This window comes from Arcicella gelida (assembly GCF_034931025.1).
Lineage (GTDB): Bacteria > Bacteroidota > Bacteroidia > Cytophagales > Spirosomataceae > Arcicella > Arcicella gelida.
In genome coordinates this window covers 23333-47989 of sequence record NZ_JAYGIL010000011.1, presented here as the reverse complement: position 1 = coordinate 47989, position 24657 = coordinate 23333, and the positions used below count along the sequence as shown (strand labels likewise).

25 protein-coding genes and 1 riboswitch are annotated in these 24657 nt (G+C 34.0%); of the genes, 4 read left to right on the top strand and 21 right to left on the bottom strand.

The window, feature by feature from the left end:
- Positions 1 to 898 precede the first annotated feature (898 nt).
- The 8 genes from moeB to thiS form a co-directional block, all read right to left on the bottom strand.
- The gene (moeB, locus tag VB776_RS10660; protein ID WP_323328829.1) at positions 899 to 1954 is read right to left on the bottom strand and encodes a molybdopterin-synthase adenylyltransferase MoeB; all 1056 of its coding nucleotides are present in this window, start codon (positions 1952 to 1954) and stop codon (positions 899 to 901) included.
- A gap of 160 nt (positions 1955 to 2114) precedes the next feature.
- Positions 2115 to 3245 carry a 2-iminoacetate synthase ThiH gene (thiH, locus tag VB776_RS10655; protein WP_323328827.1) on the bottom strand — a complete coding sequence of 377 codons (1131 nt, stop codon included), beginning with the start codon at positions 3243 to 3245 and terminating at the stop codon, positions 2115 to 2117.
- Positions 3246 to 3559: 314 nt separating this feature from the next.
- A complete protein-coding gene (locus VB776_RS10650; protein WP_323328824.1) occupies positions 3560 to 4321 on the bottom strand; it encodes a thiazole synthase in 762 nt (253 codons plus the stop codon).
- A complete protein-coding gene (locus tag VB776_RS10645; protein ID WP_323328822.1) occupies positions 4302 to 4955 on the bottom strand; it encodes a thiamine phosphate synthase in 654 nt (217 codons plus the stop codon). Before VB776_RS10645 ends, VB776_RS10650 begins: the two co-directional genes overlap by 20 nt.
- Entirely contained in the window at positions 4952 to 5707 is a 756-nt protein-coding gene (locus VB776_RS10640) for a hydroxymethylpyrimidine/phosphomethylpyrimidine kinase (RefSeq protein ID WP_323328820.1), read from the bottom strand. The genes VB776_RS10645 and VB776_RS10640 overlap by 4 nt, the downstream gene beginning before the upstream one ends.
- A 12-nt stretch (positions 5708 to 5719) precedes the next feature.
- On the bottom strand, positions 5720 to 6298 hold the full coding sequence (locus tag VB776_RS10635) for a thiamine phosphate synthase (RefSeq protein WP_323328818.1): 579 nt from the start codon (positions 6296 to 6298) through the stop codon (positions 5720 to 5722).
- Positions 6299 to 6543: 245 nt separating this feature from the next.
- Positions 6544 to 8409, bottom strand: coding sequence for a phosphomethylpyrimidine synthase ThiC (gene thiC / locus VB776_RS10630; RefSeq protein WP_323328816.1), 1866 nt, complete (start codon positions 8407 to 8409; stop codon positions 6544 to 6546).
- Between the two features lie 17 nt (positions 8410 to 8426).
- Positions 8427 to 8630, bottom strand: coding sequence for a sulfur carrier protein ThiS (gene thiS, locus VB776_RS10625; protein ID WP_323328814.1), 204 nt, complete (start codon positions 8628 to 8630; stop codon positions 8427 to 8429).
- Positions 8631 to 8875: 245 nt separating this feature from the next.
- Positions 8876 to 8972: riboswitch (TPP riboswitch) on the bottom strand.
- Between the two features lie 309 nt (positions 8973 to 9281).
- Here thiS and VB776_RS10620 point away from each other — a divergent pair.
- The 3 genes from VB776_RS10620 to VB776_RS10610 all read left to right on the top strand — a co-directional run bounded on the left by VB776_RS10620 (position 9282) and on the right by VB776_RS10610 (position 12468).
- Positions 9282 to 10154 carry an AraC family transcriptional regulator gene (locus tag VB776_RS10620; RefSeq protein WP_323328812.1) on the top strand — a complete coding sequence of 291 codons (873 nt, stop codon included), beginning with the start codon at positions 9282 to 9284 and terminating at the stop codon, positions 10152 to 10154.
- 147 nt (positions 10155 to 10301) lie between these two features.
- On the top strand, positions 10302 to 11153 hold the full coding sequence (locus VB776_RS10615) for a pirin family protein (protein WP_323328810.1): 852 nt from the start codon (positions 10302 to 10304) through the stop codon (positions 11151 to 11153).
- A 115-nt stretch (positions 11154 to 11268) separates the two neighbouring features.
- On the top strand, positions 11269 to 12468 hold the full coding sequence (locus VB776_RS10610) for a hypothetical protein (RefSeq protein WP_323328807.1): 1200 nt from the start codon (positions 11269 to 11271) through the stop codon (positions 12466 to 12468).
- Between the two features lie 527 nt (positions 12469 to 12995).
- On the opposite strand, the gene VB776_RS10605 is transcribed toward VB776_RS10610, so the two are convergent.
- The 4 genes from VB776_RS10605 to VB776_RS10590 all read right to left on the bottom strand — a co-directional run bounded on the left by VB776_RS10605 (position 12996) and on the right by VB776_RS10590 (position 15876).
- Positions 12996 to 13655, bottom strand: coding sequence for a phosphoribosylanthranilate isomerase (locus VB776_RS10605; RefSeq protein ID WP_323328805.1), 660 nt, complete (start codon positions 13653 to 13655; stop codon positions 12996 to 12998).
- The gene (locus VB776_RS10600; RefSeq protein ID WP_323328803.1) at positions 13652 to 14134 is read right to left on the bottom strand and encodes an NUDIX domain-containing protein; all 483 of its coding nucleotides are present in this window, start codon (positions 14132 to 14134) and stop codon (positions 13652 to 13654) included. The genes VB776_RS10605 and VB776_RS10600 overlap by 4 nt, the downstream gene beginning before the upstream one ends.
- Entirely contained in the window at positions 14135 to 15289 is a 1155-nt protein-coding gene (locus tag VB776_RS10595) for an MFS transporter (RefSeq protein WP_323328801.1), read from the bottom strand.
- 65 nt (positions 15290 to 15354) lie between these two features.
- Positions 15355 to 15876, bottom strand: coding sequence for a 5' nucleotidase, NT5C type (locus VB776_RS10590; RefSeq protein WP_184133332.1), 522 nt, complete (start codon positions 15874 to 15876; stop codon positions 15355 to 15357).
- 119 nt (positions 15877 to 15995) lie between these two features.
- Between VB776_RS10590 and VB776_RS10585 the strand changes: the two genes are divergently transcribed.
- The gene (locus tag VB776_RS10585) at positions 15996 to 16745 is read left to right on the top strand and encodes a DeoR/GlpR family DNA-binding transcription regulator (protein WP_323328798.1); all 750 of its coding nucleotides are present in this window, start codon (positions 15996 to 15998) and stop codon (positions 16743 to 16745) included.
- 62 nt (positions 16746 to 16807) lie between these two features.
- Here the strand turns inward: VB776_RS10585 and VB776_RS10580 are convergent, their stop codons facing one another.
- The 9 genes from VB776_RS10580 to VB776_RS10540 all read right to left on the bottom strand — a co-directional run bounded on the left by VB776_RS10580 (position 16808) and on the right by VB776_RS10540 (position 24611).
- Positions 16808 to 17278, bottom strand: a complete 471-nt coding sequence (locus VB776_RS10580; protein ID WP_323328796.1) for a hypothetical protein — start codon at positions 17276 to 17278, stop codon at positions 16808 to 16810.
- Positions 17279 to 17355: 77 nt separating this feature from the next.
- Entirely contained in the window at positions 17356 to 17811 is a 456-nt protein-coding gene (locus tag VB776_RS10575) for a hypothetical protein (protein WP_323328794.1), read from the bottom strand.
- 77 nt (positions 17812 to 17888) lie between these two features.
- On the bottom strand, positions 17889 to 18434 hold the full coding sequence (locus tag VB776_RS10570) for an RNA polymerase sigma factor (protein WP_323328792.1): 546 nt from the start codon (positions 18432 to 18434) through the stop codon (positions 17889 to 17891).
- A gap of 156 nt (positions 18435 to 18590) precedes the next feature.
- Positions 18591 to 19550 carry a transketolase family protein gene (locus VB776_RS10565; protein ID WP_323328790.1) on the bottom strand — a complete coding sequence of 320 codons (960 nt, stop codon included), beginning with the start codon at positions 19548 to 19550 and terminating at the stop codon, positions 18591 to 18593.
- 10 nt (positions 19551 to 19560) lie between these two features.
- Positions 19561 to 20145: a hypothetical protein gene (locus VB776_RS10560; protein ID WP_323328788.1), complete on the bottom strand. Its 585-nt coding sequence runs from the start codon at positions 20143 to 20145 to the stop codon at positions 19561 to 19563.
- On the bottom strand, positions 20139 to 21131 hold the full coding sequence (locus tag VB776_RS10555) for an AAA family ATPase (protein WP_323328786.1): 993 nt from the start codon (positions 21129 to 21131) through the stop codon (positions 20139 to 20141). The genes VB776_RS10560 and VB776_RS10555 overlap by 7 nt, the downstream gene beginning before the upstream one ends.
- 70 nt (positions 21132 to 21201) lie before the next feature.
- A complete protein-coding gene (locus tag VB776_RS10550; protein ID WP_323261286.1) occupies positions 21202 to 22059 on the bottom strand; it encodes a transketolase in 858 nt (285 codons plus the stop codon).
- Positions 22060 to 22109: 50 nt separating this feature from the next.
- Entirely contained in the window at positions 22110 to 22556 is a 447-nt protein-coding gene (bcp, locus tag VB776_RS10545; protein ID WP_323328784.1) for a thioredoxin-dependent thiol peroxidase, read from the bottom strand.
- A gap of 51 nt (positions 22557 to 22607) precedes the next feature.
- A complete protein-coding gene (locus VB776_RS10540; RefSeq protein WP_323328782.1) occupies positions 22608 to 24611 on the bottom strand; it encodes a M23 family metallopeptidase in 2004 nt (667 codons plus the stop codon).
- Positions 24612 to 24657 lie beyond the last annotated feature (46 nt).

The window sequence follows — 24657 nt, the reverse complement described above, 5'->3', positions numbered from 1 at the left end:
TTCGTTTTCTATTAAGCTATGAATCTAAAATTGTACAAGATCAATTTAAGTAATAGACCATATATTTTCTGATATTTTAAAATTATACCAATAGAAAAATATGTGTAGCGGTAACCTTTACGGTTACCGTTCGCTGAAATAAGAAAGAGTAACCACAAAGGTTACTCTGTTTGACCAAAATAAGAAAGAGTAACCACAAAGGTTACTCTGTTTGACCAAAATAAGAAAGAGTAAACGCAAAGGTTACTCTGTTTGACCAAAATAAGAAAGAGTAAACGCAAAGGTTACACAGTTTGACTGAAATAAGAAAGAGTAAACGCAAAGGTTAAACCGTTTGACTGAAATAAGAAAGAGTAAACGCAAAGGTTAAACCGTTTGACTGAAATAAGAAACGGTAACCGTAAAGGTTACCGCAACAGATTGTACATCCTAAAAAAGCATAATAGACTATAAACAATAATTTTGCGTACTTACTTAAATCAAAGCTTCAACAATATTACGATTATGATATTCGTAATATTGTTGAAGTTTATCACAGACTTGCAAAATTAAGTACTTAAAATAAGTATATTTGTGAGGTTTTTTTCTCTTAGCTTACAAAATAGATAGCGAAGTAATTCCTTGGCAGGAATGATAAAAATATAAAAATGGTTAATGTTTAAAGTCGAAGCTAATTTGGTTTCGGCTTTTTTGTTTTGTGGGAATTGTTAACTGTTATTTGAAATCTGTTATCTGTATTTTACTTATTTTAAGTAGTCGAGCAAAAGTTCTCTGACACCTTAATTATCATCAATGTATTGAAAACCAACCAATTAACTAATAACTTGTCCAAAAGTGCTTAAATAAACTTACATCAAGTTTAAAACTGATAATCATTAACAGATACACAGATAAGAGCCTACCAAATTCCACCAACCAAATTCAAAAACCTTCCCTCCACTCCTGCTGATTTCAATAATTCAATGGCTTTGGCACTTCGCAAACCTGTTTGACAACAAAAAACAATTTCTTTTTCTAATTCAAGCTCCTCAATACTTTCTAATAAATCATCTAAAGGAATATTGATTCCACCAATATTATCACGCTCAAATTCGTGTGGATTTCTAACATCAATTAGTTGAAAATCTATATCCTCTTCCAACCATTCTTCTACCTTTTCTTTGTCAATTGAATCAGTATTTTCAATTGGAAAATCACCGCATAATATTTGGTAATCAAGCAATGTTGAAATGTTTTTATTTTCAGATACAGCTTTAAATTTAATAATTTGCGAACGCATCGAAAGCATATCGAAAACCAACAACTTTCCAGATAATACTTCGCCCGCACCCGTAATCATTTTAATTACTTCTGCTGCTTGCATTGTTCCAATAATCCCTGCCAAAGTACCTATCACACCTATTTCAGAACAATTCGGCACACTTCCAGCCGTTGGAGGTTCAGCATATAAACAACGATAAGTTGGTCCATCTTGAAAATTAAATACCGATACTTGTCCTTCAAACTTAAAAATTGAACCTGAAACAAAAGGCTTTTTCAGCATCACAGAAGCATCATTCACCAAATAACGTGTAGCAAAATTATCTGAACCATCTACGATAATATCGTATTTTTTGAAGATTTCAAGGGCGTTTTCCGTATGAAGATTGACTGAGAAAATCTCAATATTTATAGTTGGATTAATGGCTAATAAACGTTCTTTAGCAACTACAACTTTATTTTTATTGAGGTCGGCAGTCGTATAAAGTATTTGTCTTTGAAGATTAGAAATAGAAACCGTATCAGCATCTACAATGCCCAAGTTTCCTACTCCTGCCGCAACCAAATACTGTAAAATCGGACAGCCCAAACCGCCAGCACCAATCACTAATACTCGTGCATCATTCAGTTTTTGCTGACCTTCTAAACCAATTTCTGGTAAAATTATTTGCCGATTATAACGCTGAAAATCCATTACATTAACTTATTTAGTGAATTGTGAGTTAGTGAATTATTGATTGAAAAGGAGGTTTATCCAAATTGAGTTCCCTAAAAATTCATTTATTTCAATTTAGAAATCACTCAATCACAACTCACTCAGTCACAAATAGTATCACTCACTAATTCACAATTCACTAACTCACAATTGAAAAATAATCACTAAATATAATCCAATCTTTCCAAACAGGCTCATAGCCTTGTTGCTCAATCATTTTGGCAATTACTTCGGGACTTCTTTCGTCTGAAATTTCAAATTGTTCTAACGATTCAGGCTCAACAACATAACCACCCGGATTAGTTTTTGAACCCGCACTCATGGCAGTAATGCCCAATTTAATAATGTTATTTCTAAAAATTTCGTTCTCTCTCGTTGAAATTGAAAGTTCTACTTCTTCCTTAAAAATTCTGTATGCACAAATCAATTGCACTAATTCGGCATCCGACATTACTACTTTTGGTTCAAGTCCACCTGAAAATGGTCTTAATCTCGGAAAAGAAATAGAGTACTTCGTTTGCCAATATTGTTTTTCTAAGTAATCTAAATGCAAAGCGGTAAAGAAAGAATCCGTTCGCCAATCTTCTAAACCAATTAAAACACCCAAACCCATTTTATGAATTCCTGCTTTTCCCAAGCGGTCGGGCGTTTGAATTCTGTACTCAAAATTAGACTTTTTACCTTTGGGATGATGCAATTTATAATCTTCTTGATGATACGTTTCTTGATAAACCAACACTGTGTTCAAGCCTTCGGCAATTAATTCTGTATAATCTGTTTCATCCAAAGGTTGTACTTCCATTGAAATATGCGAGAAAAACGGACGAATCAATTTGATGACATTCTTCAAATAAGGCACGCCAACAGTCTGATTTGCTTCGCCTGTTACCAATAAAACATGGTCATAATTCATAGCTTTTAGTACTTCTACTTCTGCTAAAATCTCTTTATCTGTCAGTGTTTTTCGTTTGATTTTATTATCAAAACTAAAACCGCAATAAGTACAAATATTCTGGCATTCATTCGACAAGTACAAAGGAACGTACATTTGAATGGTTTTACCAAAACGTTTTTGTGTTAATTGCTGACTTATTTGCGCCATTTCTTCCAAAAATGGCATGGCGGTAGGCGAAATCAAGGCTTTGAAATCTTCTAAATTTCTTCGAGAAGTATTTAAAGCACGACGCACATCTTCAGCAGTTTTCGACAAAATACTCTGCTGAACCTCCGCCCAATCGTATTGTTGGAAAATATTTTGAAAGAAATTCATGTTTGAGTGAGTTAGTGGTACTGTACAAAGTATTCAATTGGTACTCAAAATATTGCCTAAATTAAGAATTTGTTGTAGCGGCAACTCTTGCAGTTGCCGTTTCAAGCGAGGCAACCGCAAGGGTTGCCACTACAATTTTAGTCTAAAAGTAATTTCAACCTTATTTAGGACTTATTTATTAGTTATTGAGCAAACAAAATTGATAATTCTGAGACTTTCACGGTAATGATTGGTAATTAGAGAGTACTTCTTCTTAAAAAGAGTTCTCTTGAAATATTTTTATTTTAATCTCAAAACAATCACTAATTCACAATTTAATGAAGAAATCCCGTCAGCGGGCTACTGGCAATGGCGTGATTTGTTTTTGGGGCAAGTCGGGCTTCATAAGCCATTCTTCCTGCTTCAACTGCCATTTTAAAGGCTTTAGCCATTTGCACAGGATTTTCTGAAACGGCAATCGCCGTATTCACCAACACCGCATCCGCACCCAATTCCATCGCTTTAGCGGCATCCGAAGGCGAGCCAATACCAGCATCAACCACCACAGGTACATTACTTTGTTCGATGATGATTTCTAAAAAATCTATTGTTTTCAAACCCTTATTTGTTCCAATTGGCGAACCAAGAGGCATCACAGCCGCCACGCCAACTTCTTCTAAACGCTTACACAAAACAGGGTCAGCATGAATGTAAGGCAATACCACAAAACCCAATTTCACCAATTCTTCCGCTGCTTTCAAGGTTTCAATGGCATCAGGTAAAAGGTATTTGGGGTCGGGATGAATTTCTAATTTCAACCAATTGGTTTCCAAAGCTTCTCTAGCTAATTGTGCGGCAAAAACTGCTTCTTTGGTATTTCTCACGCCCGAAGTATTGGGCAATAAATTGAACTGTGGGTTGCTCAGGTGACTCAAAATATCATCAGTCTGTTGATGTAAATGCACTCTTTTTAAAGCTACTGTTACCAATTCAGAACCAGAAGCCAACAAACTTTCTTCCATCAAAGTCAATGATGAAAACTTGCCAGTACCCGTAAAAAGTCTGGATGAAAATTCTTTATTCGCAATGTTCAACATGGTATTTTTCGTTTAAAGCTTTCATAAAATCACTTGTTACCTCCGAAGGTTTTTCAGCTAAATTAATCACCGATGAAACCGCTACTCCATGCAAACCAGCCAACAATAAATCTTCCACATCACTCAACAAAACGCCTCCTATGCCTACAATCGGTAAATTCAATCCTGCTATTTTACATTTCGTTAAAAGGCTTTGATACTTTTCTAAACCCAAGATCGGACTTAGATTTTGTTTAGTTTTGGTAAAACGAAATGGTCCTAAACCGATATAATTCACTTTGGCTTCATGCAAAAAAGAGAGGTCTTCAAAAGTATTAGAAGTACCGCCAATGATAAAATTTTCGCCTAAAATAGCTCTTGCTTCAATAGGCGAAGCATCGGTTTTGCCTAAATGCACACCATCGGCTTGAATCTCTTTAGCGATTTGTACATTGTCGTTAATAATCAAAGTTGCTCCGAAAGCCTTACAAATTGCTTGTGTTTTCAAAGCTGTTTGTTTCCAAGTATCAAAATCTTGATTTTTTACTCGGAGTTGCACCCAATCTGCTCCGCCTTCGCAAGCCAAACGGGCTTGTTCCCAATGCGGAATGTGGGCTAAATCTTGTGTGATATAATGTAATTTTGAAATCTTCATGTCTGAAAATGGTAAGCCAATAAATTGGGATTACTCTTTAAAATTTGATTCATGTACTGCTTGGCATTGGCACAAGCTTGCTGAATAGAAAGAGATTTTGCCAGATTAGCAGTAATTGCCGAAGAAAGTACACAGCCCGAACCATGTTTCTCTCCGTCTGGAATTTTCTCTGATTTGAAGTAAAATTTTTGATTTTTGACGAATAAAATGTCTTCACAAAAGGCATTTTCTGAATGTCCACCTTTTAAATAGACCTGACAAAATTTACTGAGTTTCAGAGCCTTTTCTTCATCCGAAAATTCGCCTTGTATCAATTGCTTTACTTCGGGCAAATTGGGCGTGGTGAGATAAATCTTTTTCAAGATTTTTTCTAATAAAACCACGTTGATTTCTGAATGGAAATCAAAACCTGCACTTGCTTTTAGAATCGGGTCCCAGATGATTTTGAGCGTTGGATTCCAACTTAAAAGTGTGCTGATGATTTCTTCTAAATCTTGTAAAGATTGAATCAAACCAATCTTTACAAAATCAATAGCATACTTGTCAAAAAGTAATTTGGCTTGATGAATAATTTGCTCATTATCGAGCCAATTTACTCCTTCAAAATAGCTTTCGTCTTGAAAAGTAATGGCAGAACAAACGCCCAAACCATAGATTTCTTGCTGTTCAAAAGTTTTTATATCTGCTAAAATTCCTGCACCAGCACTTGGGTCAAATCCTGCAATACTTAACACAAAAGGTCTATTTTTCATCTTAATTTCTTATTAAATATAAGGTTTCCAGACAGAACCCATCAATACAAAACCCTCAAAACCAATCCTTTCCAAGAAGTCTTTATTTTCTTCTCGAATTCCCCCTAAAGCAAAAACAGGCGTATTACTTTTCCGAACTTGAAAGAAAAACTGCAATTCATCCATTGTAAAAGTTCCGATATAATCTGTTTTTGAAATACTTTTTAAGATAGGGCTCAAAAAGACATAATCAGCTTTAAAAGCTAAATTCTCGATGGCATTCAAAGTATGTAAAGAAAAGCTAACTGTTAAACCTCTCTTTCTGAACAGCTTAATCATGTTTGCCATTACTGCTTCATCCATATTTTGTCGGATTGCTTCCGTAATATGAATTCCTCTGAGATTATACTTTTTGATTAATTCGTGATGCGAATGCAAAACGATTTTTTTATAAAATTTCGGAGAAATACTTCTTAAAAAATCCTCTAACTGTTTCAAGTTTTTATCAGGTTTTCTGAGGTGAAAAATCAATGATTCCTCCATCAATAATTGCTCAATGATGGCGATTTCACCTTCAAAATCAGTGGGATTTGATAGAATTACTTTTTGCATTTTTGGGTTATTTAGTGAATGTTGAGTTGTGAATTAGTGATTATTTTTATTAAAAAAAATAAAGACGTAAGTTAATGATGAAGCGGTTTAAACAAATTCGGGTTTGTACTAAGTTCGCTATCAAAAATAACAAAGCTAATGTTTGTATTCTCTTAAACTTTCTCAATCAGGATTTTTCTATTAGCAGGCGAATTAATTCGCCTGCTAATAGAAAAATCACTCAATCACAACTCACTAAATCACAATTAAATATACACCTCCGCACCGTTTTCAACGAATACTTTAGCTCTTTCTGCCATACCTTTTGCCAATGCTTCTTGTTCTTCTACACCCATATTTTCGGCATAATCACGTACTTCTTGCGTGATTTTCATCGAACAAAAATTTGGTCCACACATCGAACAAAAATGTGCGATTTTTGCTCCTTCGGCTGGTAAAGTTTCATCGTGATATTCACGAGCAGTATCTGGGTCGAGCGATAAATTGAATTGATCTTCCCAACGGAATTCAAAACGAGCTTTACTCAAAGCATTATCACGAATTTGCGCACCATAATGTCCTTTGGCAAGGTCTGCAGCATGTGCAGCGATTTTATAAGTAATCACTCCTACTTTTACATCTTCCTTATTCGGCAAACCTAAATGTTCTTTTGGCGTTACGTAACAAAGCATCGCACAGCCAAACCAGCCAATCATAGCTGCACCGATTCCCGAAGTAATATGGTCATAAGCTGGAGCAATGTCGGTCGTCAATGGACCAAGTGTGTAGAAAGGTGCTTCGTGGCATTCTTTCAATTGCTTGTCCATATTTTCCTTAATCAAGTGCATTGGCACGTGACCCGGCCCTTCGATGATGGTTTGCACATCATGTTTCCAAGCGATTTTGGTCAATTCTCCTAAAGTTTCCAATTCAGCAAATTGGGCAGCATCGTTGGCATCGGCAATACTTCCAGGACGAAGTCCATCGCCCAAAGAAAAAGCGACATCATAGGCTTTCATGATTTCACAGATTTCTTCAAAATGTGTATAAAGGAAATTCTCTTTATGATGTGCCAAACACCATTTTGCCATGATACTTCCTCCACGAGACACAATGCCCGTTACTCTTTTTGCTGTCATCGGCACGTATCTCAATAAAACTCCTGCATGAATCGTGAAGTAATCAACGCCTTGTTCTGCTTGTTCAATTAAAGTATCTCTGAAAATCTCCCAAGTTAAATCTTCGGCTTTCCCTCCTACTTTTTCTAAAGCTTGATAAATCGGTACTGTTCCAATGGGAACGGGAGAATTTCTAATAATCCATTCACGAGTTTCATGAATATTTTTCCCTGTCGATAAATCCATGATGGTATCTGCTCCCCAGCGACAAGCCCAAACGGTTTTTTCTACTTCTTCTTCAATGTTCGACGAAACCGCAGAATTACCAATATTAGCATTTACTTTTACTAAAAAGTTACGACCAATAATCATCGGTTCACTTTCTGGATGATTGATATTACTGGGAATTACCGCCCTGCCCATCGCTACTTCCGAACGTACAAACTCTGGCGTTATTAAACCTTTTGGCGTATTTGCTCCAAAACTATGTCCTTCGTGCTGATGACCAATTGATTTCAAAGCATCAATTTTCTGGTTTTCACGAATGGCGATATACTCCATTTCTGGCGTAATGATGCCTTTTTGGGCATAATGCAATTGCGAAACATTTTGTCCTGATTTCGCTCTTAATGGTTTCTTCAAATGTTCAAAACGAAGTGAATCCAAAGCTGGATTTGCCAAACGCTCAAGACCATAATTAGAAGTAATTGAATCTAATTCTTCCACATCGCCACGATTTACAATCCACGATTGACGCAATCTGGGTAAGCCTTTTCTTACATCAATGTCAATGTTTGGGTCTGTAAAAGGCCCACTTGTATCGTAAACCGTTACAGGTGCATTTTTGGAAATTGCTTTACCATTCACCAAAGTATCTGACAAAGAAATTTCACGCATGGCTACTTGAATATCATGGATTTGCCCTTGTACATATACTTTTTGGGATGCAGGAAATGCTGCTCGACTGATGGTTTCAGTCTGAGGTGTTTTTTCAGTTTTCTTTGTGTTTTTCATTAGTTTTTTCTGAAACCTCAACCGCCTTGTGTAGCACGAATCAACATTAATCTATCATTATTTTGAAGAAGGGTTTCAGTCCAAAGTACACGAGGAATCACTTCTTCGTTGATGGCAACGGCAAGTCCACGTATTTCTGTAATTTGCTGAATTTCAAATATTTTGATTAATGTAGGAGTATCTGAAAACTCCAAAATTTCGTCATTTACAAAGACAGTCATTAGTTTTATGTTAAGATTTAAAAACAAATGAACCTTAGAGAAGACCTAAAAAATGAAGTAATTTGATGAGGGAATAATTGGCTCTGAAAGCAAAAAATAAAGCTCAAGTTTAGTTGTACACCTAAACAGGAATCTATTTTACGCAATAGTAAACAGCCCAGAATTGATGGACGTTTCCTTTTGAAAGCACAATCAAGAAAAGCAGTGTGATTTTAAAAACGATAATAAAATCGTATCTGAAATGAAATTTCTGCCTTACTTTTTCCTACGCAGCAATTACGCCGTTCAGGTTTTGAGGGTATAATCTCAGCCCGTTGTATTAAGGCACCCCTAAAGTTTGACACAAATGTAAAATGAAATTTGAATTCAGTGCAAATTATATTGGTTTTTTTTCAATTTAGTTTTAGTAAGACATCATTATAATACCAAACAAAATATGGCTAATAATAATACAAATTCAACTTAAATTATCAAATACTCGAAAAGGTACGGTTACTTAAAACTTAGAAAATACACTTAATTACTGTATTTTACCATAAAATCTATTGAAATACTAATAATAAATTGCATATTTACTCTTAATCAGCTTCATTTAAGCTATGATACTTTATCAACATAAGCATTTGTATTAATTTAACTAAATTAAATTGTATGTCGAAAATTTATCGTGAGATAACTCCACTCACTGCAAATGATTGCTTCATGGTTTTTGCTAGAACAAAGAATAAATTTGACTTTCCATTGCATTATCATGAAGAGTTTGAGTTAAATTTTATTGAAAATGCTGAAGGTGTGAAAAGAGTAATTGGTGACCACAACGAAGTAATTTCAACCTTAGAATTGGTTTTGGTAGGTTCAAATTTGCCACATGGTTGGTTTTCACAAGAATCTGAAATGGAGAATATACATGAAATTACGATACAATTTCACAAAGATTTATTTGATGAAAAATTCTTAAAAAGAAATCAGATGAGTTTTATTCGCTCGATGCTTGAACGTTCGGCTAGAGGCATTTCATTTTCACAAGAAACCATTCAGGCTATTAAACCTCGCTTAATAGGACTCACACAAACCAATGGTTTTTGCTCCGTAATGGAATTGATGTCTATTTTGCATGATTTGTCAGTTTCAAGAAATATGAAAACCTTAACAACACAGACCTTTTCAAATGAAACTGTAACTTACGATAGCCGAAGAATTGAAAAGGCTTTTGTATATATGAGACACAATTATGATAAAGATATTTCACTTGAAGATATTTCCAAAATCGTAAATATGACAGTCGTAAGTTTTAGTAGATTTATCAAAAAAAGAACTGGAAAAACATTTATTGACAGCTTAAATGATATTCGTCTTGGTCATGCTTCTCGTTTGTTGATTGATACTCGTCAATCCATTGCTGAGATTTCTTCCAAATGTGGCTACAATAATCTTTCTTACTTCAACAGAATTTTCAAGAAAAAGCACGGTTGTACGCCAAAAGAATTCAGAGAAAGTCACTCTGGCACAAGAACTTTCGTGTAAGATAACTTTCCTTATACAAACAAAGCGAATCAAGAATCGTTAAGTGTTTTAGCAATGATTGTAGGATATTTATTGGTTAATTTACACAAGCCTTTATCAGTACTCGTTAAATCAGTGCATTTAACATTATCAACAAAACATCTTCTAATGAGAACTATTAAAAAAATTCATCAAGCTGAATACCGACCTATTGCAGATTTGATTACTTATTCTCCATTGCCTACTCGTACTTTATCACAAGTAGATCCTTTCATTTTCTTGAATCATCATGGTTTCCAACATTATCCTGCCAATAATAGAGGCTTACCTTTTGGGCCACATCCTCATAGAGGAATGGAAACGGTTACTTTTATCATTGAAGGCGACATTATGCACAAGGATTCTAGCGGACATGAAAGCATTATAAATAGCGGTGGCGTACAATGGATGACAGCCGGAAGTGGTCTAATTCATGCAGAAGTTTCTTCAGAACAATTCAAGAAAGAAGGTGGTGATTTAGAAATACTTCAACTTTGGTTAAACTTACCTGCCAAATTGAAAATGTCGAAACCTTTCTATTTAGGTTTACAGAAAGACGAAATTCCGACGATTAGCTTAGAGGATGATGCTATCCAAGTAAATCTAATTTCAGGAAAATGGGGACAAACTCCTGGTGCTTTTGAATCAAAAACGGATGTATTTTTAAGTACGATTGCATTTAAAGCAAATACCGAGTTGAACATTGATGTTGCCAAAGAAAGAAATATTTTCTTTTACATCATCAGAGGTGCAATGACAGTAAACGGGGAACATGTTGAAGCTAGACAATTAGTTGAATTTCAAAATGATGCAGAAAGTATCAATATCAAAACAGAAAGTGATTCTTTAATCATATTCGGTCATGCTTTACCATTTAATGAGCCAATGGTAGCACAAGGTCCTTTTGTAATGAATACACAAGAAGAAATATATCAGGCTTATATCGACTATCAACAAGGAAAATTTGGTACTTGGCAATAGTTTAGTCAGAATAAAATACTTTTATTAAACAATTATTTCTTAAAATTATATAAATTTACTTTAGTAGCATTCTTAGATTCTTTCAAAACATTATAAAAGCACAACCATATTAACCTTGAAAAAAACATTACCAAACTTAATCAAAGCCTTAGAGAAACATCAATCCGATGGAAAGTCTTTAAAAGCTATTGTCGGCTTTGATGCTTACATTGATACTGTTCAAAAAATCATCAAGACTAAAGAACAAAATCAAGCAATTTACTTTGAAACAATTAGTGAAGTAGCCACACAACTAAGTACACTTTCTGGCAAAAACACTAAAGTACAGCTTCGTCCTTTAGAAGTAAGAATGAGTGGCAATGCTCCTATTCTTGCCAATTCTTTAGGTGCTTTATCCATCAAAAATGTCTGTATCGCTACAATGGGTTATCCAGTCGTTAATAGTGTTTTTGAAGAAATTCATCCCAATTGTGAATTGATTTCCATTGCTTCTCCCGCTAAAATAAACATCCTTGAATTCAATGATGGTAAATTAATTTTTACTGAAGAAAGTACTTTTGAACAACTCACATGGTCGTATGTTGCAGCACTAACTGGTTTAGATAATCTTAGTCGCTGGGTTTATGAAAGTTCTTTATTGGCATTTGTCAATTGGGCAAACATTAAACATGCCACGGATATTTGGAAAGGCATTCTGGATAATATTGTTGTAAACCTTGCTCCCATTGAAGCAAATTCATCAACAAAATACTTTTCAAGAAATAAATTCCAACAGCCCGACGACGATGTTTTTGGGATGCGGCACAAAAATTTCTTCTTCGACCTCGCCAATATTAGCAAAAGAACTAAAGAGGAAATCATTGAAGTACTTGAACTTATCAGTAAATATGCACAATATGGAAGAGTAAGTTTAAGTATGAATGAAGATGAAGCAAGATATATTTTTGCCCTAAACAACAATCATGAAGAGCCAGATTTAACCTTGGTAACGCAAAATTTATTGTCAAAATATCATATCAAACAGATTTTTGTACATACCAATCAAGATGCTTTGCTTGTACAAAAAAATCATGTCTATGAAGTAAAAGGAAAACAAACTATTCATAAAAGAGTATCCACTGGAGAAAGAGATAATTTTAATGCTGGTGTTTGTTTTGGATTAATTTTAGACTTACTTCCTGAACAAACACTTACTTTAGGTATGGCAAATTATGAAGCTTATGCAAGCAATGGTGCAAGTTTGGAATTAGACGAATTGATAAAGTATTTGAAAGGATTAGTAAAGGAATTTCATCATGAAGTTGTTTCAGAATAAAAAGAGGTGATTATTTATCATTTCTAATACGCAAAAAACACTATCCTTAAAAAATAAGAACAGTCACCCGTGCCTAGAAAAATAAGTATCAACACTTATTACAGGCATTGGTGACTGTTCCTATTATTAAGGATGTTTAGTTGAAATATTTTAACTTTACTAGATGAATAAATTACCTGTTTATATTTCAGAATCAGATTTTGCAACTTATATACTCCCCTTTTGAGTCACAAATTAGGTCATAATCGACATAAAGTGAGCTATCATTCTATTTTATATTTACTTAAGTCAGACTGTTCTTGGCAAACATTGATACCTGACAATCAAATGGTTACTCCGCTATTTCGCATAAATTGGCTTTGGAATCCTTACAATTAGATGGCTTGTACACGCCGTCAAAAAAGGGAGTCAAAACGTCAAGTGGCAAGGACTAAAAAGAGCCAAAACAGTCAATAATTTAGTTATTGATGTTTATAGCGGCAAGCATGATTAATTTTAGACATATTTTCAACTAAACAACCTTTTTATTACTTATCCCTCATTTTATCTTGAATAGCTTTGATTAAACAAGATAATTTTTCAAAATCTAATTTTCCATTACTCCTTACACCACTACAAATATCTAAACCATAAGGATTTACGACTTCAATTGCTTCATGAATATTTTCGGGATTAAGTCCACCTGCCAAGAAAACTGGAATAGAAACACCTTCAACGATTTTTCTGCTAATTTCCCAATCGTGTTTTCTGCCAGTACCTCCTAATTCTTTAATGGCTAATGTAGGATTTCCAGAATCTAATAAAATCATATCGGCAAATTTTTCATATTTTTTTGCTTCAAGAATCGACTCTTCTCCTCTTACATGAATTACCTGAATCAGTTTGATAGTCGGTAAATGTTCTCTCAGAATAGGATAACCTTCAATGGCAACAGCATCTACTAATTGAATACAACTTGCTCCTGTAAAACGCTGATGTTCAATAATTTCATGAGGATTGGTTTTAGGTGTCAGTAAAAAACTATCTATGTGTTTTGGAATAATGCTTACAATGTCTTGAATTAAAGTATCATCAATTGTACCGGGTCCACTCGGCATTTTGGCAACTAATCCCAACACATCAGCACCTGAGGATATGGCTATTTGGGCTTCTTCCTGAGAAGAAATACAACAGATTTTAATTTTCATTGTTCAAAAACTACTTTGTTTTCCATCTCTTCATTCATAAAAAGTAATTTTACTTCTTCATCATAAATGGCATTAAAGGCAAAATGTTTTTTCTGTAAAATATAATCGTAGATAAAAAAGTCAGTTTTTGGAGTCGGAAAACTTTCGAGATGCTCGAAATTATGCCATTCTAAAATACCTTCGTTACAAATGGGTGGTTCAAATACTTCAATTTCTGCTTCGTAAATAAAACTCATCCAATTGTATTTTACGGGCGAAGTTTCTACTAAAGTACCACAAAATCGCATAGCAGGTAATTGGATTCCTGCTTCTTCCCAAACTTCACGAATGGCAGCATCATAAGGATTTTCAAAAGCATCTACTTTTCCGCCAACAGGAACGTAAGTATCTTTATTGGGTTCTTTAAAACGTTTGAGTAACAAGAAATTAGAACCATTTCTAAGTACACATATTACTGCTACTCTCTTTAAACCTTCCATCTATTGATTTGAAATTTTTGTTGTTAAAAAACTTCCTAATAAACCTAGTAAAATCAGGGAAGAAAGGGCTATTTTCAATGAAAGGAATTCAGAAAGATAGCCTATCATCACTGGACCAATCAAAAAACCAGCTATTCCTAAGGTTGAAATTGCTGCAAGAGCCACACCTGCCGCCATTGTTTTTGAATGTCCTGCTTCGCTATAAATAAGTGGAACGATGGTTGAAAGTCCTAAACCTGTAATTCCAAAACCAATCACCACTGCTTCAGGTAAGCTGATGAAGATAGCAATGGACATTCCCACAAAAACTAATAAACAGTTGATTAAAAGTGTTTTTCTTAACCCAAAATTTTGCAAAATTCTATCACCAAAAATTCTACCTACTACCATTAAAACTGAAAATGCCGTAAATCCTGCTGTGGCAAAACCATTAGGATTATCCATGATTTGCTTGTAATAGAGTACGCTCCAATCTGCCATTGCACCTTCGCAAAGCATTCCACAAAAACAAATAACACCCAAAATAATCAAGGATTTATCTGGAATGGCAAAAAGAGGTTGATTCTCATCAGACTTATGGTCGTGTTGTAATAAGTAAGAAAAAGAAACAATGCCAATCAGTAAATCGAGACTACCAATCGCAACTAAATGATGAAAAGTAGAAATGCCTTGTTTGGCAATAAGCCCCCCAAGAGCTGCTCCAAGCATAAAACCAATGCTAAATACTGCATGGAAAGAAGACATAATAGAACGCTTTTGGATTTTTTCTACACCTACAGCTTGGACGTTCATCGCTATATTCAACAAATCACTTCCGAATCCAAAAATGAATAAGGAAATAGCTAAAGTAACTGGACTAGCCGAAAGCCCCAATAAAGGTAAGGCAATGAAATACACTAAAACGGCAAGAAAAGTAATTTTTTTACTGCCAAATTTATGAATAATTACTCCAGCAATAGGTAAAGCCGTTAAACTGCCAATTGGCATGGCGAATAAAACTGTTCCCAAGGCAGCATCACTTAATTGAAGTAATTCTTTCATATCTGGAATTCTTGATGCCCATGAGGCAAAACTAATTCCACATAAAAAGAATAAAGCATTGGTAGCAATGCGTGCATTTTTACCAATATTTGTTTGAATAATAGTAGTTTCCAAAATAGTTTACGATTGTTGAAATCGAATTTTGATGAGCTTACTGAGTGAAAAACAGATTGACTTTCTTACAATAAAATAGTTTCAATCTCTTTCCAAGAATGTACTCTTGTAAATTCCTTTACGTGTTGATTATGAGTAGCATTGAACAACAAACCTTTGCCTTCAAAGTTGATAAGGTTTTTTTCGTGGTCATCAATAATATAATCTGCTTTAATCATCCATTTATGTCCACAAAAAACTGTGTGCGACCAACCGATGTAAGGAAAGTATTTATCAAGCCATTCTAATTTTTCATCCATTGATAAAGGAAATTCGGTTGCTGCTGAAACAATAAAAATTTCATGTTTTGCATGAAGTTTTTGAACTACTTCTTGTGCATCTTGGATTAAAGGAATATCAGCAAAAAAACCTTTTTCCCAAAGCATTCCTCTGACAGTTGAATACTTTTCATAATATTCTTTGTAAATTTCTGGACTAGTGTTCAGTTGCTCACGAGTGAAATTGGTACCAAGTCTTTTATTAGTTTCATTTAATATTTTCAAACTTGTGTCTGCCAAGACATCATCCATATCGATTAAGATTCTCATACGTTTTTCTGCGGTTTTTAATTATTTTTGACAAATTTACCGCAATAAACCGAACAAATCAAAATTAAATTTATTAAATTTGTGTAATATTCCGAAATAAACCGAATTAAACCGCAAATATGCTCAGGGAAGAAAGATTACAAATCATCTTGAAAATGTTGGAAACTAATCAAAGAGTTTCCTCTGTTCAATTAGCAGAAATACTGAATGTTTCTGATGACACCATTCGTCGGGATTTGAATGAATTAGCCGAAGATGGTTTGCTGAAAAAAGTACATGGCGGAGCTGTTCCCAAAGCTGCTAGTCCGTATAAGCTTAAAGAAAGGATTCATATTGCACATGAAGAAAAATTAATTTTGGCTAAAAAAGCACAAAGTTTTTTTGAAGATGGTCAGGTAATTATTCTTGATAATGGCTCTACAAACATGGAAGTAGCCAAAATGATGTCCCCAAACTTAAAGGCTACAGTGTTTACCACAAGTATTGCCATTGCTCAAATCTTGTGTGAACATCCTAATATTGAATTGTTCATGTTGGGTGGAAGAGTATTCAAGGATGCACAAAATACTTACGGAACCGAAGTTATTGATTTGCTGACAAAGATTAGAGCCGATGTTTTATTGATTGGTGTCTGCGGAATTCATCCTGAAATTGGGGTAACAATTCCAGATTGGGGCGAGTGCGTTGTGAAGAAAAAAATGGTAGAAGTTTCGGCAAAAGTAATTGCTTTAATTACAGCTGAAAAACTAAATACTGCTGATAGTTTTGTAGTATGCCCTTACACTGATATTGATGTAATGATTACTGATGATGTGATTACAGAAGAGCAATTAGTTGACTATAAAAGATTTGGCACTGAAATTCAATAAGATTTTGAATTGGTTTTTCAAGAAAAATCCCTCAAACTGTTATAATTTGAGGGATTTTTTAATTATGGTCTTTCCATTTTCATCTTTTCATCTTTGCCATCCTTTTTGTTTAGTCTATTAAAAAGCATCGCATTGAAAAGCTGTTCCGTTTTATATAATTCTGAAACCTGACGAACATTGATGACTTTTAGAAATTTCGACATATATTCCTTTTCTAAATCAACGTCTTTTTGTTTCAAGTTTAAAATTTCTTTTAAATCAGATAAAATTTTATCCTCAGAGCTAGTAGTATTTCTACTTTCGGCAGTAATTTGTCTAATATTTTTTCTGATTTCCCAACGCTTCGTATCAAATTCGTTATATACTGGCCAAAAGCCTTTTGCTTGTTCTTCAGTTAAATTCAAGCGATTGGTGATTAAACCTACTTTAGCTGCTTTTATTTTTTCTTTACCTTTGTGGTGTTCATCTTGAGCTTTTACATTCAATGAGAAAATAAAGCAAATTAAGCTGATAATTATGGCTGACTTTTTCATATTTGTTTAATTAAGTCGTTATAAAAACGATATTTCTATTTAGTTACTACTCTGGTAAAAGAATTTCACTTTTTGATTTAAATATTCTCTTCTAAATTTTCTATATCAATACTCTGTAAAATATCCTGTTGGTTAATTTTTAAATTATCTAATAATTCAGAGTCACTTACAGATTCTTCTAAGTCAACCTTAGTACTTTGAACATTCTCAAATTGCTCTGCGAGGTCAATTTGATTAATATTTTCTTGAAGTAAGTAATTAATAATTTCTTGATTTTGTACTTCCGAAAGAGCTTCATTACCCAAAGCATCTTGTTTTGGCATCCAAGTAAAATATCCCAAAATAGCAATAGCCGCACAAGCTGCTATACTTGCCCAAGTTCTTCTCATTGACCATGAAACTAACGGAATTACTTTAGTTTTAGCCGAAGTTTGTGACTGAATGAGCATCGGGAGTTCTTCAAAATAATTTTCAGGTACTTTGAATATATTCTCTCTGGGTAGCTTTTCTAAATCGAATTTATTGTTTTCCATTTTAATATAATTTTCAATGCTTTGACTGTCTTGGCTTATGATGGTTTAAAATAAAAATATTTTTTTTGATATTTTATTTAGGATGCCGTATTTTTCAGAAACTCTTCTACTTTTTTTACAGCTAAATGATACGAAGCTTTTAATGCACCAACAGAAGTTCCTGTAATCTCGGCAATGTCTTCATACTTCAATTCATCATAGTATTTCATATTGAAAACCAAGCGTTGTTTATCAGGTAGCGTCAGGAGTGCCTTTTGTAATTTTAACTGAATTTCATCTCCAGAAATCATATTCGTGTCCTCAAGCTTATTTGAAAGTTCTTCAGTGATGTCATTAATTGGTAAGAAAAAACGTCTTTTTTTCTTGGCTAAATGATTCAGACATTCGTTAGTAGCAATTCTGTAAAGCCAAGTAAATAATTGAGAATCACCTTTAAAGTTTTCTAGTCCTTTCCAGACTTTAATAAAAGTATCTTGAGTAAGGTCGTTGGCATCTTCATGGTCAATCACCATTTTTCGGATATGCCAATATACTTTCTGCTGATATTGACGTACCAGTAAATTGAAAGCATAATTACGGCTTTCGGGGTTAGCAAATTTTTCTAATAATTCTTTATCTGTCATTTTTAGGCATTTGGCTTAGAATGCTAAATGCAAAATAGGCACAAGTCTTAAAATAAAAAAGGCAAAAGAAGAAAAGAATAAGAATTAGGGTATTTAATTCCGCTAATTACTTATACTGTTCGCCTTTTGCCTAAAATTTCTGTATATTTCTAAAACCTATGCTTGTTTACGAGCAATAGCTTTTAATGCTTTTTCTACGATTGAAGCGGCATTTAATCCATACTTTTCCATTAATTGTGCTGGAGTTCCTGATTCACCAAATGAATCTTCTACACCTACGAATTCTAATGGAGCAAGATGTTTTTTGATTAATACTTGTGCAATTGAATCTCCTAAACCACCAGCTATTTGGTGTTCTTCAGCAGAAACAGCACAACCAGTTTTGCGAACTGATGCTAAGACTGCTTCTTCGTCTAAAGGTTTAATCGTGTGAATATTGATAATTTCTGCATCGATTCCTTTTTCCGCTAAAATTTCTCCTGCTAAAATAGCTTCCCAAACCAAATGTCCTGTCGCAAAAATACTTACGTCTTTCCCTTCGTTCACTGTCCAAGCTTTACCGATGATAAATTCTTGGTCTGGAGCAGTAAAGATTGGTACAACTGGACGACCGAAACGTAAATAAACTGGTCCTTCGTGGGCTGCTACTGCAATGGTTGCTGCTTTTGTTTGGTTATAGTCGCAAGGATTGATGACCGTCATACCCGGAAGCATTTTCATCATCCCTAAGTCTTCCAAAATTTGGTGAGTAGCACCATCTTCTCCCAATGTTAGACCTGCATGTGAACAAGCAATTTTAACATTTTTGTTTGAATACGCTACCGATTGACGAATTTGGTCATACACACGACCAGTACCGAAGTTAGCAAAAGTAGTAGCAAAAGGGATTTTTCCACCGATTGTCAAACCCGCAGCAATACAAATCATGTTTGCTTCAGCGATACCCGTTTGGAAAAAACGCTCTGGATTTTCTTTGATAAAAGCATCCAATTTCAATGAGCCAATTAAGTCAGCACAAAGGGCTACAACATTTGGGTTGGTTTGTCCCAACACCTGCATTCCAGCACCAAAGCCAGAACGAGTATCTTTTTTTTCTGTGAAAGTATATTTTTTCATTTTTCTATTTTTACTCGACTGGATTTGTCGAGGCGCATTGCGTTAATTTAGTTAAAAAATATTTAGCACTTGGGCAATTTGGGTGTTCAGCAGCATTTTGAATAGAGAACCTTGCATTAATCATTTTTTGAGCCAATCTTTTCTTTTCATCTCTGCCTACAAGACCTCTTCTGAACTTTTCAAAATATTTGGTTCGGATAGTTTCAAAAGGGATATCTTCATTTTCTGGAAATTCAAAAGAATAATCACCTTTAAAAATGGTATTCATGGCAATATAATCTGCTAAAAACCAAGCCTCAATCTGCTTGACAGCAACGATAATAATTTGATTTTCTGATTCGGTAATTCTCAATCGAGTTTTGGTAATACATTGTTCTTGGTCAAGGTCTGTTAAAATAAAAATTACAGAAGCCCCTTTGTTAAAAAGATTTTCTCTATGACTTTTAATGTTATGAGGTAATAAATTCCCATTCCCTTGAACATTAATTACTCCAACAGAATGAAGTCCTAGCTCATTCAAAAGATTCTTAAAAGTATCAGATTCTAAAATAAAAAGCTCAGTATAACCTTCACAAATAAAACCAATATTTACCATGGCAACCCACCTCCTAAGGTATTAGTCAGCCATGCTTCATCCATACTTAATCCGTTAAAATCTTCTCCTTTGAACTGCTTTATTTTTGTTTCCCCTTTGATTTTATTTACCGTGATTATTTCATCAGGAGTAAGTTGAGAAACTAATGATTGCGAATGTGTATTGAGCCATATATAATGACCTTTTTCTTCACAAGCATTTCTGAAAAATGTAACCATCTCTTTGATAACATCTGGAGTAAGTCCATTTTCAGGTTCTTCAATACACAAAAATTGTGGTTCATCGGATTGAAATACTGCTGTTAAAAGAGCAAGAATATTGTAAGTACCGTCTGAGATTAAATCTTTTGTGAAATACTTTGATGAATATTTTTCTTTCACAATTAATGTATCTGTTCTACTCAATTCAGAAGATTCAATAAAAACATCGTCAAACTCAGGAATAAATAATCGTAACCAGTCAAGAATTTCTTCTTTTTTACTTTCATCTTTCAAAATTCTTTTCAGCACTTTTTCCAGATTATCAGTAATAAAAGTTAATTTCTTATCATCTTGAAAGTTTAATTTATTTCCTTTAGAACTATTGATGAATAATCTAGAAGAGTTAGGGATAAATTGATTATGGTTAGTACTTTTCTTAAATGCTTCTAAATTTGAAGTGACTTTATTTTGGAATACCTGATTACCACTGTCAGTTGGAAATACTATTGCAAAACTGTCAAGAATAATATCATTAGGAAATTCAACAGACACACTAGCACTTTGCTCTAAATCACTAAAGTGTAACATGTTATTTTTTCCTCCAAAAAAGCTGCTCAAATCAATAAAATAACCTTTATATACAAAATTCCAAAACTCCAAAGCCTCAAAAATATTACTTTTACCAGACCCATTTGGGCCTACAAAGACCGTAAACGGATTTGGTTCAATAATCTCTAAATCTGCTATAGATTTAAAATTTTTGATATGTAATTTTTTGATTTTCAATGTTATAAAGATTTGTTCTTAATTGCTTATATCACTCACTAATTCAGTAATTTACTCATTCACTCAATAATTAATAATCTCCCAAAGTTTCAGGTAACTGAGCTAAAGCTGCTGCTAATTGCTCGTCGTTTGGAGCAACTCCATGCCATTTGTGTGAACCCATCATAAAGTCAACCCCTGCACCCATTTCTGTGGTCATCAAAATCATCGTTGGCTGTCCGTTTCCAGAAAAAGCACGAGCTTCTGCCAATACTTTCACGACGTCTGCCATATCGTTACCGTTCATTTTCATTACATTCCAACCGAAAGCTGCATACTTTGCTCCTAAGTCACGGTTGTTCATTACTTTATCAGTTGGACCATCAATTTGCTGACCGTTATAGTCAATAACTGCTACCAAATTATCTACTTTATGGTGTGGTGCATACATGGCTGCTTCCCAAACTTGACCTTCGTTTTGTTCGCCATCACCCATTAATACAAATACTAATGAATTGTCTTTGTTTAATTTTTTCGCTTGAGCTGCTCCAATAGCAACTGACATTCCTTGTCCTAATGAACCAGAAGCTATACGAATTCCTTCAAGGTGTTCGTGAGTAGTTGGGTGACCTTGAAGACGAGAATTTAATTTACGGAAAGTTGCTAATTCTGCCGCTGGGAAGTATCCAGCACGAGCTAATACTGAATAGAAAACTGGAGAAATATGTCCATTTGATAAAAAGAAAAGGTCTTCGCCAATACCATTCATATCGAAAACTTTATTTCCAGCTTCATCTGATTTTAAAGTCATTTGGTCGAAGTAAAGACCTACCAATAAATCAGTACAGCCTAATGAACCGCCTGGGTGTCCAGACTGACAAGCGTGTACTTGGCGTACGATGTCACGACGTACTTGCGAAGCAACTTTTTGTAATTCAGTAATTTCCATTTTTCTTGATTAATTTTTGTAAGCTTTTGTTATTTTGATAGTTAACTATTCTAAATTATTTGAGAGGTATGCTCTTTCGTTTTTACTTTTTCAATAATATCAGTAATGATTCCTTTTTCATCAATGATAAAAGTTGTTCTGGCTGTGCCCATGTAGGTTTTGCCATACATAGATTTTTCTACCCAAACGCCATAAGCCTCTACTAGCTGATGGTCTTCATCTGAGAGTAAAGTAAATTTTAAATCATATTTTTTGATGAATTTCTGATGTGCTTTTTGTCCATCAATACTTACTCCAATAATTTCAAAACCTTTGGCTTGTAAAGCAGGTAAATTTTCATTCAAATTACAAGCTTGAGCAGTACAACCAGGAGTATCATCTTTGGGATAAAAGTATAAAATCACTTTTTTGCCTTCAAAGTCTGAAAGCTTAACCAAATTCCCATCTTGGTCTTTTTGTTCAAAATCCGGTGCTTTTTCTCCTATTGCTAATTTCATTTATGTATATTTTTATAAAGACAATTTTGAAAGATTTGACTATACTCTTTACTATTTTTTATTTTTCTTTTTACTCTTCTTTTTTGATGTTACTTCTTTCTTCGCTTTAGTTTTAGCTTTTTTAGGCTTTTCTTTTTTGACAGCTACCGTCTTTGTTTGATTATCAACTTCAGTTTCATAAGAACTTTTATTGCCTTGATTATCCTCCAAATCTAAACGAAGTTTACCAATAAAACTTTGAGTAGAATCTGATTTAACAGTCCAGAGTAAAGCTCTTTTGGCATCATAATCTGCTAAGATATAAGTATCATTAAGATATGTTTTAAAGCTTTTAATTCCCGAAAGATTATCTGAAATTCTAATCGCTACATGATTTGGACTTTTCGTGACAAAGCTTGCTTTTGGTGGAATCGTATCTGTTAAAAGCGTAAACTGACCCAATAATCCAGCTTTAAAGACAATTCTATCTGTATTCCATTTTCCCCCTAAAAATCTTCTTTGATTTCTGGAAGTATAATATATTGATGTTTTTTGCGGTAAATTTACTTTAGCTTCTGGCTGAAAACTAACACTAATCGGATTTCGGATTGGTATAGTTGCTTGACCAATTTCTACTTGATTGGGAGTAGCTTTAGTTTCTAAATAAAGCGTATCATACAATGTTTTTGCTTCAAAAATGATTGAAAGTTTATCTGAAACAAAGCTACTTGATTGATTGGGAAGAATAGTTTTTTGTAAGTTTAGAGACTTTTCTACACTATCAATCTGTATAGATTTGGGTAAACCCTTTTTTAAGTCCCAAAGATACACAGCTTCATTGTTTTTTACGTAATTTATGGGCAATTCAGCTGATGATTTTTCTAAATTTAAAATTGCTATCGAATTGATTGTCTTTAAGTTGCGTGCTTTTATTACTAAAGTATTATCATCAATATGATAGTTAATCATTAAAGGTAACTTACTTGGACTAGCCGTTACTGAACTTTCGGACTTTTCACCTTTAATTGTAAAGTTCAAAGTACTTCCATTTTCATAAGCATCCCAAATTTTAATACTTATTTGATGAGTTTTTCCATCTTGAAAGCTGAGTTTTCCTTTTTGTAAAATGGTTTTATAAACTGGTAATTCATCATTTCCATCATCTTGAAAGAGCTTTTGAATTCTTTGTCCAATGGTTTTTTCATAGGCATAATCAGTATGCACATTAATATCATGCGAAACCGCATTGGGAAATTGTTCTAAATGAAAATAATGCACTTCTTTGCCATCAACGAATAATTCAGTACAACTTAACCCGTTTGAATTATGGGTATCATTCATTTTATCAACTGCCAGCAATTCTAAGCCAATTTCACCAATTGCTGAAATTTCTGCGTTGATGCCATAAGTACCATCGGGGTTTTTGATGGGATGAAAAGATTTTCTTCCAAATTCACCGTTTACTCTTGCATCAGTACCAAGTGTTTTGATAAATAATTGTTGGAAAATAGGAGGTATATTATCTTTGATTTCGGCAAAACCAAAATTCAGAGGATTCAAAATATTGTTATTAATATCTCTGATTTCAAAATGTAAATGTGGCCCAGCCGAACCGCCAGTATTGCCTGAATAACCAATAATTTGTCCCTTTTTTACAACAAATTCATTTGGTGCAGGTTTTAATTGAATTTCAAATGTCTGGCTTTCTAGTCTTTTTTTCTTTACATACGTAGCCAAAGGTTCTGCAAACTCTCTTAAATGCCCGTAAACAGAAACATAACCATTGGGATGCGTCAAGAAAACTACGTTTCCATAACCAGAAGTTTGTACTCTGATTTCAGAAACATAAGCATCAGCCGAGGCTTGTACTGCTAAACCTTCTCTTCCTTGGGTTTTAATATCAATACCAGCATGGAAATGATCTGCACGCAAATCCCCCATTCCACCAGCCAAATAGTTTTGTTGTTTGGGATTAATTGGAAAAAGAAAGTAATCTTTCGGATAAAGAAGTCTTGTTTTTTGTGCTAAATTCTGAAATGAAAGAAGGCTACAAAAAAGAAAGAATTTTAATTTCATAGATTGTTGTAACGGAATTTTAAGGAAGAATGTCCATAAAATCCAC

Excerpts from the sequence above, each read along its gene's own strand:
- moeB (WP_323328829.1), bottom strand. The coding sequence starts at position 1,954 with ATGGATTTTCAGCGTTATAATCGGCAAATAATTTTACCAGAAATTGGT.
- thiH (WP_323328827.1), bottom strand. The coding sequence starts at position 3,245 with ATGAATTTCTTTCAAAATATTTTCCAACAATACGATTGGGCGGAGGTT.
- VB776_RS10650 (WP_323328824.1), bottom strand. The coding sequence starts at position 4,321 with ATGTTGAACATTGCGAATAAAGAATTTTCATCCAGACTTTTTACGGGT.
- VB776_RS10645 (WP_323328822.1), bottom strand. The coding sequence starts at position 4,955 with ATGAAGATTTCAAAATTACATTATATCACACAAGATTTAGCCCACATT.
- VB776_RS10640 (WP_323328820.1), bottom strand. The coding sequence starts at position 5,707 with ATGAAAAATAGACCTTTTGTGTTAAGTATTGCAGGATTTGACCCAAGT.
- VB776_RS10635 (WP_323328818.1), bottom strand. The coding sequence starts at position 6,298 with ATGCAAAAAGTAATTCTATCAAATCCCACTGATTTTGAAGGTGAAATC.
- thiC (WP_323328816.1), bottom strand. The coding sequence starts at position 8,409 with ATGAAAAACACAAAGAAAACTGAAAAAACACCTCAGACTGAAACCATC.
- thiS (WP_323328814.1), bottom strand. The coding sequence starts at position 8,630 with ATGACTGTCTTTGTAAATGACGAAATTTTGGAGTTTTCAGATACTCCT.
- VB776_RS10620 (WP_323328812.1), top strand. The coding sequence starts at position 9,282 with ATGTCGAAAATTTATCGTGAGATAACTCCACTCACTGCAAATGATTGC.
- VB776_RS10615 (WP_323328810.1), top strand. The coding sequence starts at position 10,302 with ATGAGAACTATTAAAAAAATTCATCAAGCTGAATACCGACCTATTGCA.
- VB776_RS10605 (WP_323328805.1), bottom strand. The coding sequence starts at position 13,655 with ATGAAAATTAAAATCTGTTGTATTTCTTCTCAGGAAGAAGCCCAAATA.
- VB776_RS10600 (WP_323328803.1), bottom strand. The coding sequence starts at position 14,134 with ATGGAAGGTTTAAAGAGAGTAGCAGTAATATGTGTACTTAGAAATGGT.
- VB776_RS10590 (WP_184133332.1), bottom strand. The coding sequence starts at position 15,876 with ATGAGAATCTTAATCGATATGGATGATGTCTTGGCAGACACAAGTTTG.
- VB776_RS10585 (WP_323328798.1), top strand. The coding sequence starts at position 15,996 with ATGCTCAGGGAAGAAAGATTACAAATCATCTTGAAAATGTTGGAAACT.
- VB776_RS10580 (WP_323328796.1), bottom strand. The coding sequence starts at position 17,278 with ATGAAAAAGTCAGCCATAATTATCAGCTTAATTTGCTTTATTTTCTCA.
- VB776_RS10575 (WP_323328794.1), bottom strand. The coding sequence starts at position 17,811 with ATGGAAAACAATAAATTCGATTTAGAAAAGCTACCCAGAGAGAATATA.
- VB776_RS10570 (WP_323328792.1), bottom strand. The coding sequence starts at position 18,434 with ATGACAGATAAAGAATTATTAGAAAAATTTGCTAACCCCGAAAGCCGT.
- VB776_RS10565 (WP_323328790.1), bottom strand. The coding sequence starts at position 19,550 with ATGAAAAAATATACTTTCACAGAAAAAAAAGATACTCGTTCTGGCTTT.
- VB776_RS10560 (WP_323328788.1), bottom strand. The coding sequence starts at position 20,145 with ATGGTAAATATTGGTTTTATTTGTGAAGGTTATACTGAGCTTTTTATT.
- VB776_RS10550 (WP_323261286.1), bottom strand. The coding sequence starts at position 22,059 with ATGGAAATTACTGAATTACAAAAAGTTGCTTCGCAAGTACGTCGTGAC.
- bcp (WP_323328784.1), bottom strand. The coding sequence starts at position 22,556 with ATGAAATTAGCAATAGGAGAAAAAGCACCGGATTTTGAACAAAAAGAC.
- VB776_RS10540 (WP_323328782.1), bottom strand. The coding sequence starts at position 24,611 with ATGAAATTAAAATTCTTTCTTTTTTGTAGCCTTCTTTCATTTCAGAAT.